We start from the raw sequence: 15,349 nt of genomic DNA on the forward strand, positions 1-15,349 counted from the left end.
ATTAGCGGTCAGATCCGCCCGGTCGGTGCATACGGCGCAGGATCAATAATCGGCTCGCGCCCCAGCATCACATCGGCAAACAACTGACACGACGCCGGCGCCAGCACCAGCCCATTGCGGTAATGCCCGCAGTTGAGCCAAAGCCCTTCAAACCCTGGCACTTGGCCGATGTAAGGTATGCCTTGCGGCGAGCCCGGCCGCAACCCGGCCCAATGCCCGACCACTTCGGCATCCGCCAATGCCGGAATCAACTCCACCGCCGTTGCCTTCAGGCTTTCCAGCGCCGAATCGGTCGGTGTCTTGTCGTAGCCTTCATGCTCCAGCGTACTGCCGATCAGAATGTGCCCGTCGCGCCGGGGAATCGCATAACGCCCCTTGGCCAGCACCATGCTCGGCAGAAAATCTGACGCGCACTTGTACAGAATCATTTGCCCTTTTACCGGTTCGACTGGCAGTTCCAGCCCCAGGCTTTTCAGTAAATCACCACTCCAGGCGCCGGCTGTCAGGACCACTTGATCACCCGCAATGGCACCCGTCGAGGTCTGCACACCCACGATTTGATCACCCTCACGAATGAACCCGCTGACTTCGCACTGCTCGTGGATCGTCACATTCGGCAGCGCCAGCAAGGCAGCCTTCAGCGACTTCACCAGCCGAGGATTACGCACATTGGCGACATCGGCCATGTAGACCGCCCGCGAAAAACCCGCGCCCAGCACCGGCACTGCATCGTGTGCCGCCGAGATATCCACAGCCCGCAGCGGACGGTTCTCGCGCTCGGCCCAGGCCAGCGCCTCAATCTCGTCATCCAGATCCAGCCAGTACAAACCGGTGGTATGAACTTCAGGGTCAACCCCGGTTGCGGCGAACAGTCGCTCACCGAGCTGTGGATAAAAATCCTGGGACCAATGCGCCAACGCAGTGACTGCCGGGCTGTAGCGCCACGGGTACAACGGCGAAACAATCCCGCCCCCCGCCCATGACGACTCCTGCCCGACGTTCGAACGATCCAGCAGCACAACACTCTGCACTTCGGACGCGAGATTGAACGCCGTCAGCAGCCCAATCACGCCACCGCCGACAATCACCACTTGCTGTTGCCTGGTCATGTTCAGATCCAACCGTTAAATAGACGAAGGGCGCAAGAGGCGCCCGAAAAGAAACTCAGCCGCCCCAGCAGTCCTTGGCGGTCAACCCGTCTGTGGCGTTGACCATGCTTCTGACACCGGTATTGGTGAGGGTGAAATCCCCGCACTTGTCGGTGGCCATGCTCGAACCGGACTTTCGCACCGCGGTCAGCAGGAAGGTCTGATCAGTCAGGGTCGGGGTGATGGTGTAATAGTCGTTGCCGGCGCTCAGGCCGGTGGCGTTGGTGTAGACATTGTTCTGGGAGTAGAACCGTTCAAGGATCTGCGCCTGCTCCGATAGCATTCCGGCAATTTCGCCGCGCCGGCCTTTATTCAGGTATTCGGTGAAGCTCGGGGCGGCAATGGTGATGACGATCCCGATGATTGCAATCACGATCATGATTTCGATCAGGGTAAAACCTCGGTTGGATCTACGCATGCCTCAACTCTCACTTACTGTATTTGTCGCCACATGATGCGACGGCTGCCGCCGCCGGATTTTTCCACCACTGGGGTGATCACGTCTCCAGAATCATTTCCGGTGATGTCATTGGCGATGCCATCGGAGGACGGATTATCGCCGATATAGATCACCCCGCTGGAAATTACGTCGGGATTATCGACTACGCCATCGCCATTACCGTCGAGCATCTTAACGCTGAACGCTTCAGGCAGCCTCAGGCAGATTGCCGTCAACCCCTGTTTTTCGCGATAGAAACCGTACCAATTGCCAGCGGCCAGACATCGACGTTTACTCGGGGTTGGCGCGTCCGGCGACGTAAAACAATAGGCCGGCATCGACAGGCACAGCAACAACCCAACGCCAAACCGCCGCAGTCGCCATGCAATGTGGCGCTTAGTATTTTGCATAAATACTCTCCACCACGCTGCGCGAATGGCCCGCAATACCTACTGCCGTCACCCGGTACAGGGTTGCCGTGGTGTGAGTCGGTAAATTCACGGCAGCCTGGGTAGTGCCAATGTTTTGCACACCATAAAAGCCCGTTCCGGATGCGATCCAGGTCACCCCCGAAGCGGAATTAACCCCTGCGGCAGTCACGGACTTTGACTCGGGTGGCGGTGAGCACTGACGGCCATTGCTGCAAATCGGCAGTGAATAGCCGTCCCGCTGCACGGCGCTTTCCCCCACCCGCAGCGCCGCTTCTGCACCTTGAAACGACTGATTGCGCAAGCTCACGCTGCCGGCCATTTTTTCCTGCAGGGTGGCGTTCTGCATCGAAGACAGGCCGATCAACGTCAGCAACAGCAGAAACACCAGACTGACCAGCAGCGCCATACCGCGTTGGGCGTGAGACGTCATGGCAGCCACCCTCATGGCAAGCGGTTGCGCAAAGCGGCAACCACGTTGAAGGTTTGGTCGCGCACTCGATGGTTCGGGTCCGTGAGGGTCAGGCTTAGCCGTACGCTGCGAATGCGTGCCGGGTCTGACGGGTTGCTGCTGTAACTGGAAGCGGCCAGATCGGTGGCCGAACTGGCGAGGCCGAAGCTGACATTGAACGCCTCCACGTTATTCACCAGTACGTACTGGGTTGGCTTGCCGGCGCCAGCCCCCATCAATATCTGATTATTGCTGAAGCTGTAGATCAATCGCCGTATCGGAAACGCCAGAAACCCCGTTGCGGGTTTACGTTCGCCGGTGTACGCCGTCGCCGAGTTTCGACAATTAGTGATTACCGTCCACACCGGCACTCCGCCCGCGCCGCCGACATCCGCCGTCACCAGGGTCAGCTTGTGATTGGCATTGTCCCAACTGATGGGCGTTATCTGGCTGGCGTTAAAATCACCTGCATCACTTGAGTCAGTGATGGCCCCCAGACAGCCGAACATGCCGACCATGCGGATTTCCTGAATCATCTTGCTCAACACAAATCGCGCGTCTTCCTGCATCCCCGCAGAGACGTTCTGGCTAACGTAGGTATTTTTAGCCGCGATAAAAATCTGCACGACGCCGAGCACCACGATCAGGCTCAACGCCAGCGCAATCAACAACTCGATCAAACCGAACCCCCGGCTGGAGCGGCTCATGGCGTGGACACCGGGTCGACCGTGGCGCGGCTGGTCAAGATGAAGCTGCGGCGCGAGTTGGCGGTATTGGCAGCGCGCGAGTCATCCCAGGTGATGGTGATGGTGTAGACCCGCTGGTTCAACGCCACGCTGCCGGTAGCCGTCGCACCGCCGAAATTGACGATGTTGGTGGTGAAATCGTAGAGATCCTGATCTCGGGCGACACTCAAGTTGCCCGAGGCCGGTGGTGTGACGGTGTAGTCGGCCGCGGAATTGGCGCGTATGCGGTCCATCATGTCGTAGGCGATAAAACTGGCCTGGCTGGTCATGCGTGAACTGTCGGTGTATTTCAGCGCATTGAGCTGAATCGCCGCGGCCCCCAATAGCCCCACCGTCAGTATCAATAACGCAACCAAGACTTCGATCAGCGTCATGCCCTCCTGTGCACGCTTGCTCCATCCCCTCATCCGCAACTTCCACCCAATAGAATTCGTCCGTTCAAACACACATTCAGCGTCCTGCTTTGCGTCCCCCGTACGTAGTTGATGACGACTGAAGTAGACGGTGCCGACAAACCACCCAGGTTGTTGAAGTCCAGCGCTGTGACCTCTGAGGTTAGCGTCAGAGTGGCGCCGCCGCTCATCGCTGGAACAACCCGCAATACATTGGCCGGCGTGCCGGTACCGTCATAGACCGTCAATTCACCGCTCCATCCATTGCCACCAGCCGTCGGGCGGACCCGGATGGTGATGCCACGATCGATGGCCTCCAGCCGGGCGAAATTGAGCCCACGCTGCAAGCCGCCGATTTCAGTATCGGCCCTGGTGGTTTGCACCGAACGGGTAAACGCCGGCACCGCCAGGGTGATCAAAATCAGAAACACCGCGAGCGCGAGCAACAACTCGATCAGCGTGAAACCTTTTGTACGATGATCCATCGGTGCCCTCGGTTGCCGTCGGCTATACCTGCCTTTACGCGCTAGAACATCTGCCTGCACCCCCGCATGGATTGCGTGGGTGACAACTCTCCAGGGAAGGAAATGCCATGCAACAGCAAGGTTTCAGCCTGATCGAACTGCTTATGGGACTGGCAATTGCCACAATTGTTCTACTGTTGGTCAGTCCGGCGTTCGCGGCACTCACTGAATCGAACCATCGAGAGCAAGCGGCGCACGCGCTGGCCAGTGGAATACGCAACGCCAGAACCCTAGCCATCACACACAATCAGACCGTTGTGATTCATGGCATCAACGGGGATTGGGGTCAGGGCTGGCGGATCATTCTGGACATCAGCGGTAAAGGGCCGGCGGACAGCAACAATCCGCTACTGGTTGAGCACGCGGGCAGCGCTCGGGGGTCGATAGTCGGAAATAGGCAGGTCAGGCGTTACATTCGTTTCAGCGGGATAGGCGCACCACAGATGCCCGGAGGACGGGCCTTTCAAGCGGGGACACTGCACTTTTGCGCAGCTCGCGAACCCGTCAGCCAGCTTCAAGTGGTGTTGGCTGCGACAGGTCGCGTCAGCCTGCGCAGCGATAAAGCCGAGCAGACTTTATGTCAGCGTTAAAGCAGAGAACGTACGCGCAGTTCTTTAGGCATGGAAAACGTGATGTTCTCCTCACGCCCGGCCAGCTCATCGGCACCGGTTGCGCCCCAGGCCTGCAATTGCTGGATGACCCCACGCACCAACACTTCCGGAGCAGAAGCACCGGCGGTAATGCCGATGCGCTCGACACCGTCAAACCAGCTCTTTTGCAGATCTTCGGCGCCGTCGATCAGGTAAGCCGGGGTGGCCATCCGTTCGGCCAGCTCTCGCAAGCGATTGGAGTTGGAACTGTTCGGGCTGCCGACCACCAGCACCACGTCGCATTCGTCGGCCAATTGCTTGACGGCGTCCTGACGGTTTTGCGTGGCATAGCAGATGTCGTCCTTGCGCGGACCACCAATCGCCGGGAAGCGCGCACGTAGCGCGTCGATCACGCGGCTGGTGTCGTCCATGGACAGGGTGGTCTGGGTCACGAAAGCGAGTTTTTCCGGATTGTGCACCTGCAAGGCGCCAACGTCTTTCTCGTCTTCGACCAGGTAAATCGCGCCACCATTGCTGCCATCGTACTGGCCCATGGTGCCTTCGACTTCCGGATGACCGGCGTGGCCGATCAGGATGCATTCACGGCCATCGCGGCTGTAGCGAGCGACTTCGATGTGTACCTTGGTCACCAGAGGGCAAGTCGCGTCGAACACCTTGAGGCCACGGCTGGCGGCTTCGGTACGCACGGCCTGGGAAACGCCGTGGGCACTGAAGATCACGATGACGTCATCCGGCACCTGATCCAGTTCCTCAACGAAGATCGCCCCGCGAGCACGCAGGTCTTCGACGACGAACTTGTTGTGAACCACTTCGTGGCGCACGTAGATCGGCGGCCCGAAGACTTCAAGGGCGCGGTTGACGATTTCGATCGCACGGTCCACGCCGGCGCAGAAGCCACGGGGGTTGGCGAGTTTGATTTGCATGCTGTGCCTCGTGTCTTGCGCGCAAGAAATAGCGAAAACAGGGAAAAACCTTTTACTGTGGGAGCGAGCCTGCTCGCGATGACGGAGTATCAGTCGACATCAATATTGAATGTCAGGCCGTCATCGCGAGCGGGCTCGCTCCCTCAAGTTACAGCGATTTGACGTTGATGATTTCGACGTCAAAGGTCAATGTCTTGCCAGCCAGCGGGTGGTTGAAGTCGATGGTCACTTGCTCGTCATCGAATTCTTTCACAACGCCAGGCAGCTCAGTATTCGCCGCATCGTTGAAGATCACCAGCAGACCCGGTGACAGGTCCATGTCCTTGAACTGCGGACGCGGGATGATCTGTACGTTCTGCGGGTTCGGCTGGCCGAAAGCGTTTTCCGGCTGAATCGTCAGCGTACGCTTGTCGCCCGCCTTGAAGCCGAACAGTGCGGCTTCGAAACCCGGCAACAGGTTGCCGTCACCGACCTGAAAGGTCGCCGGTGCTTTGTCGAAGGTGCTGTCGACGGTGTCGCCGTTCTCCAGGCGCAGTGCAAAGTGCAAGGTGACTTCCGTGTTCTGGCGGATGCGTTGCTCGGCCAATACCTGTTCAGTCATGAATGGCTTCTCCGGTCTTCTTACTTTTGAACATATCCAGTGCCAGCATCACGGCACCCACCGTGATTGCGCTGTCGGCAACGTTGAACGCCGGGAACTGCCAGCGGTTCTGCCAATGCACCAGAATGAAATCGATCACATGGCCCAGGGCAATGCGGTCATACAAGTTACCCAGCGCGCCACCCAGCACGAGCGCCAAGGCGACCGCCAGCCAGGTTTCATTGCGCCCCAGACGCTTGAGCCACACCACCAGCACCACACTGACCACTATCGCGATCAGTGCGAACAACCAGCGCTGCCAGCCGGAACTGTCGGCCAGGAAGCTGAACGCCGCGCCGGTGTTGTAGGCCAGGGTCCAGCTGAACAAATCGGGGATCACCACGATTTGCTGGAACATCTCGAGCCTGTCTTCGAAGTAGAACTTGCTGGCCTGGTCGATGACCAGGACCAGCAAACTCAACCAGAGCCAGCTCAGCCGTCCGAAACGGCCAACGGCGTTAGGCATAGTGACGGACCTCGCCAGCGCCGCTGATGTTGTCGACGCAACGACCGCAGATTTCCGGATGCTCCGGGTTCACGCCGACGTCTTCACGGCAGTGCCAGCAACGGGCGCACTTGGCGTGGCTCGACTTGACCACTTGCAGCTTCAAACCGCTGACTTCGGTGACCACGGCATCGGCCGGCGCCTGAACGAATGGTGCAACAGTCGCGGTCGAAGTGATCAACACGAAGCGCAGTTCGTTGCTCAGCTTGGCCAGGTCGGCGCTCAGCGCTTCTTCGGCAAACAGCGTCACTTCGGCTTGCAGGTTGCCACCGACGGCCTTGGCCGCGCGCTGGATTTCCATTTCTTTGTTGACGGCAACTTTGACCGCCATGATCCGCTCCCAGTAGGCGCGGTCCAGCTCGACGCCTTCCGGCAGCTCGGTCAAACCTTCATACCAGGTGTTGAGCATTACCGATTCGTTGCGTTCGCCCGGCAGGTATTCCCACAGTTCGTCAGCGGTGAACGCGAGGATCGGTGCAATCCAGCGTACCAGCGCTTCGGAGATGTGATACAGCGCGGTTTGCGCCGAACGGCGGGCCTTGCTGTTGGCGCCAGTGGTGTACTGACGGTCCTTGATGATGTCGAGGTAAAAACCACCCAACTCCTGCACGCAGAAGTTGTGGATCTTGGAATAGACGTTCCAGAAGCGGTATTCGCCGTAGTGCTCTTGCAGTTCACGTTGCAGCAGCAGCGTGCGGTCCACGGCCCAACGGTCCAGCGCGAGCATGTCTTCGGCCGGCAGGATGTCGGTGGCCGGGTTGAAGCCGGTCAGGTTCGAGAGCAGGAAGCGCGCGGTGTTACGGATACGCCGGTAGGCGTCCGCACTGCGTTGCAGGATCTGCTCGGAAACCGCCATTTCACCCGAGTAATCGGTGGAAGCCACCCACAGACGCATGATGTCGGCGCCCAGGGTGTCGTTGACCTTTTGCGGTGCAATCACGTTGCCCAAAGATTTGGACATCTTGCGACCGGACTCATCAACCGTGAAGCCGTGGGTCAGCAGTTCGCGGTATGGCGCGTGGTTGTCGATGGCGCAACCCGTCAGCAACGACGAGTGGAACCAGCCACGGTGTTGGTCCGAACCTTCCAGGTACAGGTCGGCGCGTGGACCAGTTTCGTGACCCATCGGGTGCGAACCACGCAGGACATGCCAGTGCGTGGTGCCCGAATCGAACCAGACGTCCAGGGTGTCGCTGATCTTGTCGTACTGCGGTGCTTCGTCACCCAGCAGTTCGGCGGCGTCCATCTTGAACCAGGCTTCGATGCCTTCGACCTCGACGCGCTTGGCGACTTCTTCCATCAGCTCGGCGGTGCGTGGGTGCAGTTCGCCGCTTTCCTTGTTCAGGAAAAACGGGATCGGCACGCCCCAGTTGCGCTGACGGGAGATGCACCAGTCCGGACGGTTGGCGATCATCGAGTGCAGGCGCGCCTGGCCCCAGGCCGGGACGAACCTGGTGTCTTCGATGGCTTTGATCGCCCGCTTGCGCAAGGTGTCGCCGGTCACAGGCTCTTTGTCCATGCCGATGAACCACTGCGCGGTGGCGCGGTAGATCAGCGGGGTCTTGTGACGCCAGCAGTGCATGTAGCTGTGTTCGATGATCGTGGTGTGCAGCAGCGCGCCGACTTCAGTCAGCTTGTCGACGATGGCCGGGTTGGCTTTCCAGATGAACTGGCCGCCAAAGAATTCCAGTGACGTCGCGTATACGCCGTTGCTTTGTACCGGATTGAGAATGTCGTCGTTGACCATGCCGTACTTCTTGCAGGTCACGAAGTCGTCCACGCCGTAGGCCGGTGCGGAGTGAACCACGCCCGTGCCGGCGCCCAGTTCAACGTACTCGGCCAGGTAAACTGGCGACAGGCGATCGTAGAACGGGTGACGGAAATTGATCAGGTCCAGTTCTTTACCGGTGGTGGTCGCGATGACCGAACCTTCCAGGCTGTAACGCGCCAGGCACGACTCGACCAGCTCTTCAGCCAGCACCAGCAGTTTGTCGCCGACATCGACCAGGGCGTAATTGAATTCCGGGTGAACGTTCAGCGCCTGGTTGGCCGGGATGGTCCACGGGGTGGTGGTCCAGATCACGATCGAAGCCGGTTTGGCCAGCGATGGCAGCCCGAAAGCGGCAGCCAGCTTGGCTTCGTCGGCAATCGGGAAGGCTACGTCGATGGTCGAGGACTTCTTGTTCTCGTACTCGACTTCCGCTTCAGCGAGGGCCGAACCGCAGTCGAAGCACCAGTTCACAGGCTTCAGGCCCTTGAACACGAAACCGCCCTTGACGATTTCAGCCAAGGCGCGGATTTCACCGGCCTCGTTCTTGAAGTCCATGGTCTTGTACGGGTTGGCGAAGTCGCCCAACACGCCCAGACGGATGAATTCGGATTTCTGGCCTTCGATCTGCTCAGTGGCGTAGGCACGGCACAGTTCGCGGGTCTTGTCCGCGCCCAGGTTCTTGCCGTGGGTCACTTCGACTTTGTGCTCGATCGGCAGACCGTGGCAGTCCCAACCCGGCACATAAGGCGCGTCGAAACCCGACAGGGTCTTCGAGCGGATGATCATGTCCTTGAGAATCTTGTTCAGCGCATGACCGATGTGAATCGTGCCGTTGGCGTACGGAGGACCGTCGTGCAGGACGAACTTCGGACGATCCTTGCCAATCTCGCGCAACTTACCGTACAGGCCAATGCTGTCCCAGCGCTGCAGAATCTGCGGTTCGCGCTGAGGCAGGCCGGCCTTCATTGGGAAGGCGGTGTCCGGAAGGTTTAGCGTGGCTTTATAGTCGGTCATTTAAGGCTCTTCATTAGCGATTGGCGCTAGGTGCGACAGGGCACGGGCGGCGGCGACATCCGCATTGATCGCCGTCTTAAGCGCCTCCAGAGAGGCGAAACGCTGCTCTTCACGCAGCTTGTGGTGGAAGACCACCGTCAAACGCCGGTCATACAGATCGCCGGCAAAATCTAAAAGATGCACTTCGAGGTGGGCTTTGCCATCACCTTGAACCGTTGGCCGCACGCCGATATTGGCGACACCTGGCCAGGTCTTGCCGTCGATGTCGACGTTGACCAGGTAAACCCCGGACAGCGGCACGCGACGGCGCTTGAGTTGTATGTTGGCCGTGGGCGTACCCAACTGGCGCGCCAGTTTCTGGCCGTGCAGCACCCGCCCGGTAATCTGGAACGGCCGCCCGAGCAGTCGCTCGGCCAAGGCGAAATCAGCAGCGGCCAAGGCATTGCGGACCTGGGTGCTGCTGACCCGGATGCCGTCCAGCTCGACCGTTTGCGCCGCCTCGACGGTAAAGCCCTGAACGATGCCGGCTTGTAGCAGGAAATCGAAATCTCCTACGCGGTCGCAGCCGAAGCGGAAGTCATCTCCGACTTCCAGGTGCTGTACGCCAAGGCCATCCACCAGGATGGTATCAACGAATTCGCTGGCACTGAGCTTGCTCAGGCGCTGGTTGAAAGCCAGGCACAGGACGCGGTCGACACCTTCGTCGGCCAGCAGCTGCAGTTTGTCCCGCAGCCGGGCCAGACGGGCCGGGGCCGTGTCCGGAGCAAAGAATTCGCGCGGCTGCGGCTCAAAAATCACCACGCAGCTGGGCACGCCCAACTCGAGCGCACGTTCACGCAGCCGCGCCAGGATAGCCTGGTGACCACGGTGAACACCGTCAAAGTTGCCAATGGTGGCGACACAGCCCCGATGCTGGGGGCGCAGATTTTGGAGGCCTCGAACCAGCTGCATAACGCGCTTCTTGCTCATAAAGTGGTCGATTATAACCACACCCGGCGGCCGACGACAGGCAACACCGTAACCAAAGTGATCGAGCCGACAAAACCACCGGCTCGCCCGTGTTTATCGAGGTCGAAACCTCAACTCAATGCCTTGCGATTGAAGTCGCGCAAACGGAAGCCCATCAGCAGCAACATCCCGAAATAAGAGACGATACCGGCCGCGACCAAAGCACCAAGGCGCAGGAACCGCTCCAGCATATGCCCCTGATCCCAGGCCGGCATGAAGTGCATCCCGACCAGCAACACCCCTGACATCACCAACACGGCGATGACGAGCTTGGCGCCGAACTTCGCCCAGCCCGGCTGCGGCTGGTACATCTGCTGCTTGCGCAACTGATAGAACAATAACCCGGCGTTGAGGCAGGCACCGGCACTGATCGCCAGGGCCAGACCTGCGTGGGCCAGCGGACCGATCAGCATCAGGTTGAACAACTGGGTTACCACCAGGGTGAAAATTGCAATTTTTACCGGAGTACGGATGTTTTGTTGCGCATAAAAGCCTGGCGCCAGCACTTTGATCACGATAATACCGAGCAACCCGACTGAATAAGCGATCAACGCCCGTTGCGTCATTGAAGCATCAAAGGCGCTGAACTGGCCGTACTGGAACAGCGAGACGGTCAGCGGCTCGGCCAGAATCCCCAGCGCCAGCGCACACGGCAACACCAGGACGAAGCACAGGCGCAGCCCCCAATCGAGGATGCGCGAATACTCGTGACGATCCTTGCTGGCGTAGGTTTTGGCCAGTGTCGGCAACAGAATCGTGCCCAACGCCACACCCAGCACGCCGGACGGCAATTCCATCAATCGGTCGGCGTAATACATCCAGGACACCGATCCGGCCACCAGAAAGGACGCGAAGATGGTGTTGATGATCAGCGAAATCTGGCTCACGGACACGCCTAGAATCGCCGGCAGCATCTGCTTCATGACCCGCCAGACGCCACTGTCACGCAGGTTCAGGCGTGGCAACACCAGCATGCCGATCTTTTTCAGGTGCGGTAGCTGATAGAGCAATTGCGCCAGACCACCCACCAGAACCGCCCAGCCCAACGCCATGACCGGGGGATCGAAATACGGGGTCAGGAACAGCGAAAAGATGATCATGCTGACGTTGAGCAGGGTCGGCACGAAGGCCGGCACCGAAAAACGGTTGTACGTATTGAGGATCGCACCGGCCAGGGAAGACAGGGAGATCAGCAATATGTAGGGAAAGGTCACCCGCAACAGGCTGGCAGTCAGCTCGAATTTTTCCGGTGTATCGGTAAAACCCGGCGCGGTCGCCCAGATCACCCAGGGAGCAGCAATCATCCCCAACACTGTCACCAGCGCCAGTACCAGCGTCAGCAGGCCCGAGACGTACGCAACAAACGTTCGCGTCGCCTCCTCACCCTTCTGACTTTTGTATTCGGCCAGAATCGGCACGAAAGCCTGGGAAAATGCCCCCTCGGCGAAGATCCGGCGCAACAGGTTTGGCAATTTGAAGGCGATAAAGAAGGCGTCCGTCGCCATCCCGGCACCAAATGTACGTGCGATCAGCGTGTCACGAACAAACCCCAAAACCCGGGAAATCATCGTGATAGAGCTGACGGCGGCCAACGATTTGAGCAGATTCATTGAAAGAGTTTGTGCCTGTCGATAAACAGCAGGCGAACAAAGCGCCTACTTATGCGATACTCCGCGCCGCAGCAGCACAGAGCCAAAGCTCGCGAGTTTACAGGTCAAGCGCCGGAAATAAATATCCCGCCTCTTTATACCTACCACTTAGCGGAACGTCTCAACCGCCCTTGACAAGACATCAACTCATCGGCATGATTCGCGGCCTATTTTGTTTGCTATTTCCTAAAAAGTCTTTCGAGGAGCTCGACGGTGGCCAACACACCTTCCGCCAAAAAACGTGCAAAACAGGCTGAGAAGCGTCGCAGCCACAACGCCAGCCTGCGTTCCATGGTTCGTACCTACATCAAGAATGTAGTTAAAGCCATCGACGCAAAAGACGCTGCCAAAGCTCAAGCTGCTTACGTTCTGGCCGTGCCAGTTATCGACCGTATGGCCGATAAAGGCATCATCCACAAGAACAAGGCTGCTCGTCATAAGAGCCGCCTGAACGGTCACGTCAAGGCTCTGAACCTTGCTGTTGCCGCTTAAGCGATAAGCTTGTTGAAAAACCGACCTCAGGGTCGGTTTTTTATTGCCTGCGATTTGGCAAACACAACAAAAAAAATGTGGGAGCGGGCTTGCTCGCGAAGAGGTCGTTACATTCAACATCATCGTTGACTGCTACACCGCCTTCGCGAGCAAGCCCGCTCCCACACTTGGATTTGCGTCAGATTATTGAGGCTGCGCCCACGGCAGAATCGGAATCGCCGTCACCGCATTCTGCGGGCTACCTTCAATCACACGATCGCTGTAGACCAGATACACCAGCGTATTGCGCTTCTTGTCGAGGAAGCGCACCACCTGCATGGTCTTGAACACCAGCGACGTGCGCTCCTTGAACACCTCATCGCCATCCTTCAGCTCACCCTTGAAGCTGATGGGCCCGACCTGACGGCAAGCGATGGACGCCTCGGCGCGATCTTCAGCCAGCCCCAAACCACCCTTCACACCACCCGTCTTTGCTCGCGACAGGTAGCACGTCACGCCATCGACCTTCGGATCATCAAACGCTTCGACGACGATACGGTCGTTCGGACCGACGAATTTGAACACTGTTGATACCTGGCCAATTTCCTCAGCCGAAGCCAGCAACGGCATCGCCAGCAGCAGACCCAACAATCCTTTTGCCATTCGCATTCAGGTATTCCTTCAGACCAGAATCAGGTTATCGCGGTGAACCAGTTCCGGCTCAGCCATGTAACCCAAAAGACCGACAATCGCCTCAGACGACTGACCGATAATTTTTTGCGCTTCCAGCGCGCTGTAGTTAGCAAGGCCTCGAGCGATCTCGCGACCATCCGGCGCCACACACACCACCATTTCGCCACGACGGAAGCTGCCCTGGACCAGCTTGACCCCCACCGGCAGCAAACTTTTATGGTCCTGGACCAACGCTTTCACCGCACCACCATCCAGCACCAGCGTGCCACGGGTTTGCAAATGCCCGGCCAGCCACTGCTTGCGCGCCGCCAGCATGCCACGCTCAGGCGAGAGCAAGGTGCCAATGCGCTCACCCGCCTTCAGGCGATCCAGCACGCGCTCAATGCGCCCGCCCACGATGATGGTGTGCGCCCCGGAGCGGGCCGCCAGACGCGCAGCACGCAATTTGGTCTGCATACCACCACGCCCCAGCGCACCACCGGTACCGCCCGCCACCGCATCCAGCGCTGGATCATCGGCGCGCGCTTCATAAATCAGGTTAGCGTCGGGGTTGTTGCGCGGATCAGCGTCGAACATGCCATCGCGATCCGTGAGGATCACCAGCAAGTCAGCCTCGACCAGGTTGGCCACAAGGGCCGCCAGCGTGTCGTTGTCGCCGAAACGGATTTCGTCAGTCACCACGGTGTCGTTTTCGTTGATCACCGGGATCACCTTCAACTCAACCAGTGCACGCAAGGTGCTGCGGGCGTTCAGGTAACGCTTGCGGTCGGACAAGTCATCGTGCGTCAGGAGAATCTGCGCCGTGTGCCGATCATGCTCGGCAAAGCTCGACTCCCAGGCCTGCACCAACCCCATCTGACCGATGGCGGCGGCAGCCTGCAACTCGTGCATCGCGCTGGGTCGTACGGTCCAGCCCAAGCGGCTCATCCCCGCAGCCACCGCCCCGGAAGACACCAACACGAGCTCGACGCCAGCTTCATGCAAAGCCACCATCTGCTCGACCCAGACACCCATTGCTGCGCGATCCAGGCCTTTGCCGTCCGCCGTCAGCAAAGCGCTGCCGATCTTCACGACCCAACGCTGCGCACCTGTCACCTTGCTCCGCATCATCTTCAACCTTAGCTTGAGGACAGCGCGACCTGGCACTGCCCGTAACGTTATTCGTGGTTATTCGTGACCAACTATCGATTTCCAGATACTAAAACGCCGCTCGATTGAGCGGCGCTTAAGTTTACTGCAACGAATCAGTCACGCACGTAAATGATTTCCGGACCGTCTTCGTCATCCACATCTTCTTCATCCCAATCATCGTCGCCGATGTCATGGACTGACTTCACGCCGCTGCGACGCAGGGCACGCTGGTCATCCAGGGCCTGCAACTGAGCACGGGCTTCGTCTTCGATGCGCTGATCGAGCTCAGCCAACTCTTCCTTGTAAGCCGGGTCGGCAGCCAGACGGTCAGCACGATCTTCCATGTAGCGCATGATGTCGTGACACAGACGCTCGGTGCCGAGCTTGGAGATAGCCGAGATCACATAAACCGGACCAGTCCACCCCAGACGATCGACGATCTCCTTGACGCGAGCATCGTGCTCTTCCTCAAGGATCTGGTCGCACTTGTTCAGCACCAGCCAGCGATCACGCTCAGCCAGGGACGGGCTGAATTTGGTCAACTCGCTGACGATTACTTCAGCGGCATCCGGTGCGCTGGTGTCATCCAGCGGCGCCATGTCCACGAGGTGCAGCAGCAAACGGGTACGCGCCAGGTGCTTGAGGAAGCGAATCCCCAGGCCAGCACCATCGGAAGCGCCTTCGATCAGGCCCGGAATGTCCGCAACCACGAAGCTCTTCCAGCGATCGACGCTGACCACGCCCAGGTTCGGCACCAAGGTGGTGAACGGGTAATCGGCGACTTTCGGCTTGGCAGCCGATACCG

The 15,349-nt window shown here is 59.0% G+C and carries 17 protein-coding genes and 1 pseudogene; 2 read left to right on the forward strand and 16 right to left on the reverse strand.

Translation table 11 applies throughout. The features are described from left to right. Positions 1-8: 8 nt before the first annotated feature. The 7 genes and pseudogenes from thiO to PMI22_RS28665 all read right to left on the reverse strand — a co-directional run bounded on the left by thiO (position 9) and on the right by PMI22_RS28665 (position 4,089). Positions 9-1,109: a glycine oxidase ThiO gene (gene thiO, locus PMI22_RS28695; protein WP_007942323.1), complete on the reverse strand. Its 1,101-nt coding sequence runs from the start codon at positions 1,107-1,109 to the stop codon at positions 9-11. A gap of 55 nt (positions 1,110-1,164) precedes the next feature. Then, positions 1,165-1,566, reverse strand: a complete 402-nt coding sequence (locus tag PMI22_RS28690) for a type IV pilin protein (RefSeq protein ID WP_007942325.1) — start codon at positions 1,564-1,566, stop codon at positions 1,165-1,167. A 14-nt stretch (positions 1,567-1,580) separates the two neighbouring features. Continuing rightward, positions 1,581-1,796: pseudogene (locus tag PMI22_RS31770) on the reverse strand (hypothetical protein); the annotation flags it as partial. Between the two features lie 187 nt (positions 1,797-1,983). Continuing rightward, positions 1,984-2,463 carry a pilus assembly PilX family protein gene (locus tag PMI22_RS28680; protein WP_033048620.1) on the reverse strand — a complete coding sequence of 160 codons (480 nt, stop codon included), beginning with the start codon at positions 2,461-2,463 and terminating at the stop codon, positions 1,984-1,986. Further along, on the reverse strand, positions 2,460-3,173 hold the full coding sequence (locus tag PMI22_RS28675; protein ID WP_007942328.1) for a PilW family protein: 714 nt from the start codon (positions 3,171-3,173) through the stop codon (positions 2,460-2,462). The genes PMI22_RS28680 and PMI22_RS28675 overlap by 4 nt, the downstream gene beginning before the upstream one ends. After that, entirely contained in the window at positions 3,170-3,619 is a 450-nt protein-coding gene (gene pilV, locus PMI22_RS28670) for a type IV pilus modification protein PilV (protein WP_007942329.1), read from the reverse strand. Before pilV ends, PMI22_RS28675 begins: the two co-directional genes overlap by 4 nt. After that, positions 3,616-4,089, reverse strand: coding sequence for a GspH/FimT family pseudopilin (locus PMI22_RS28665; protein ID WP_007942330.1), 474 nt, complete (start codon positions 4,087-4,089; stop codon positions 3,616-3,618). The genes pilV and PMI22_RS28665 overlap by 4 nt, the downstream gene beginning before the upstream one ends. Positions 4,090-4,196: 107 nt before the next feature. Between PMI22_RS28665 and PMI22_RS28660 the strand changes: the two genes are divergently transcribed. Then, positions 4,197-4,718 (forward strand): GspH/FimT family pseudopilin, encoded by a 522-nt coding sequence (locus PMI22_RS28660; RefSeq protein WP_007942332.1) that lies wholly within the window; start codon positions 4,197-4,199, stop codon positions 4,716-4,718. On the opposite strand, the gene ispH is transcribed toward PMI22_RS28660, so the two are convergent. The 6 genes from ispH to murJ form a co-directional block, all read right to left on the reverse strand. Further along, entirely contained in the window at positions 4,715-5,662 is a 948-nt protein-coding gene (ispH, locus tag PMI22_RS28655; RefSeq protein ID WP_007942334.1) for a 4-hydroxy-3-methylbut-2-enyl diphosphate reductase, read from the reverse strand. The two genes, PMI22_RS28660 and ispH, sit on opposite strands and share 4 nt — an antisense overlap. A gap of 148 nt (positions 5,663-5,810) precedes the next feature. Further along, complete coding sequence (fkpB, locus tag PMI22_RS28650) at positions 5,811-6,248, reverse strand: FKBP-type peptidyl-prolyl cis-trans isomerase (RefSeq protein ID WP_177323418.1); 438 nt, start codon at positions 6,246-6,248, stop codon at positions 5,811-5,813. 7 nt (positions 6,249-6,255) lie between these two features. After that, on the reverse strand, positions 6,256-6,768 hold the full coding sequence (gene lspA, locus PMI22_RS28645; RefSeq protein ID WP_007942336.1) for a signal peptidase II: 513 nt from the start codon (positions 6,766-6,768) through the stop codon (positions 6,256-6,258). Then, positions 6,761-9,592, reverse strand: coding sequence for an isoleucine--tRNA ligase (gene ileS / locus PMI22_RS28640; RefSeq protein WP_007942337.1), 2,832 nt, complete (start codon positions 9,590-9,592; stop codon positions 6,761-6,763). Before ileS ends, lspA begins: the two co-directional genes overlap by 8 nt. Continuing rightward, entirely contained in the window at positions 9,593-10,543 is a 951-nt protein-coding gene (ribF, locus tag PMI22_RS28635) for a bifunctional riboflavin kinase/FAD synthetase (RefSeq protein WP_007942338.1), read from the reverse strand. A 128-nt stretch (positions 10,544-10,671) separates the two neighbouring features. Next, entirely contained in the window at positions 10,672-12,210 is a 1,539-nt protein-coding gene (gene murJ, locus PMI22_RS28630; RefSeq protein WP_007942339.1) for a murein biosynthesis integral membrane protein MurJ, read from the reverse strand. A 252-nt stretch (positions 12,211-12,462) separates the two neighbouring features. On the opposite strand from murJ, the gene rpsT reads away from it, so the two are divergent. Next, positions 12,463-12,741: a 30S ribosomal protein S20 gene (gene rpsT, locus PMI22_RS28625; protein ID WP_007942340.1), complete on the forward strand. Its 279-nt coding sequence runs from the start codon at positions 12,463-12,465 to the stop codon at positions 12,739-12,741. A gap of 183 nt (positions 12,742-12,924) precedes the next feature. Here rpsT and PMI22_RS28620 read toward each other — a convergent pair whose 3' ends face one another. The 3 genes from PMI22_RS28620 to PMI22_RS28610 form a co-directional block, all read right to left on the reverse strand. Beyond that, a complete protein-coding gene (locus tag PMI22_RS28620) occupies positions 12,925-13,389 on the reverse strand; it encodes a CreA family protein (protein ID WP_007942341.1) in 465 nt (154 codons plus the stop codon). 12 nt (positions 13,390-13,401) lie between these two features. Next, positions 13,402-14,520, reverse strand: a complete 1,119-nt coding sequence (gene proB, locus PMI22_RS28615) for a glutamate 5-kinase (protein WP_033048621.1) — start codon at positions 14,518-14,520, stop codon at positions 13,402-13,404. Positions 14,521-14,657: 137 nt separating this feature from the next. Further along, on the reverse strand, positions 14,658-15,349 hold a 692-nt coding region (locus tag PMI22_RS28610; RefSeq protein WP_007942343.1), incomplete at its 5' end, for a GTPase.

Origin of the sequence: Pseudomonas sp. GM21, from assembly GCF_000282215.1 — a bacterium.
Classification (GTDB): Bacteria; Pseudomonadota; Gammaproteobacteria; order Pseudomonadales; family Pseudomonadaceae; genus Aquipseudomonas.

Coding starts and splice junctions, on each gene's coding strand:
- thiO (WP_007942323.1), bottom strand. CDS start 1,109: ATGACCAGGCAACAGCAAGTGGTGATTGTCGGCGGTGGCGTGATTGGG.
- PMI22_RS28690 (WP_007942325.1), bottom strand. CDS start 1,566: ATGCGTAGATCCAACCGAGGTTTTACCCTGATCGAAATCATGATCGTG.
- PMI22_RS28680 (WP_033048620.1), bottom strand. CDS start 2,463: ATGAGGGTGGCTGCCATGACGTCTCACGCCCAACGCGGTATGGCGCTG.
- PMI22_RS28675 (WP_007942328.1), bottom strand. CDS start 3,173: ATGAGCCGCTCCAGCCGGGGGTTCGGTTTGATCGAGTTGTTGATTGCG.
- pilV (WP_007942329.1), bottom strand. CDS start 3,619: ATGAGGGGATGGAGCAAGCGTGCACAGGAGGGCATGACGCTGATCGAA.
- PMI22_RS28665 (WP_007942330.1), bottom strand. CDS start 4,089: ATGGATCATCGTACAAAAGGTTTCACGCTGATCGAGTTGTTGCTCGCG.
- PMI22_RS28660 (WP_007942332.1), top strand. CDS start 4,197: ATGCAACAGCAAGGTTTCAGCCTGATCGAACTGCTTATGGGACTGGCA.
- ispH (WP_007942334.1), bottom strand. CDS start 5,662: ATGCAAATCAAACTCGCCAACCCCCGTGGCTTCTGCGCCGGCGTGGAC.
- lspA (WP_007942336.1), bottom strand. CDS start 6,768: ATGCCTAACGCCGTTGGCCGTTTCGGACGGCTGAGCTGGCTCTGGTTG.
- ileS (WP_007942337.1), bottom strand. CDS start 9,592: ATGACCGACTATAAAGCCACGCTAAACCTTCCGGACACCGCCTTCCCA.
- ribF (WP_007942338.1), bottom strand. CDS start 10,543: ATGCAGCTGGTTCGAGGCCTCCAAAATCTGCGCCCCCAGCATCGGGGC.
- murJ (WP_007942339.1), bottom strand. CDS start 12,210: ATGAATCTGCTCAAATCGTTGGCCGCCGTCAGCTCTATCACGATGATT.
- PMI22_RS28620 (WP_007942341.1), bottom strand. CDS start 13,389: ATGCGAATGGCAAAAGGATTGTTGGGTCTGCTGCTGGCGATGCCGTTG.
- proB (WP_033048621.1), bottom strand. CDS start 14,520: ATGCGGAGCAAGGTGACAGGTGCGCAGCGTTGGGTCGTGAAGATCGGC.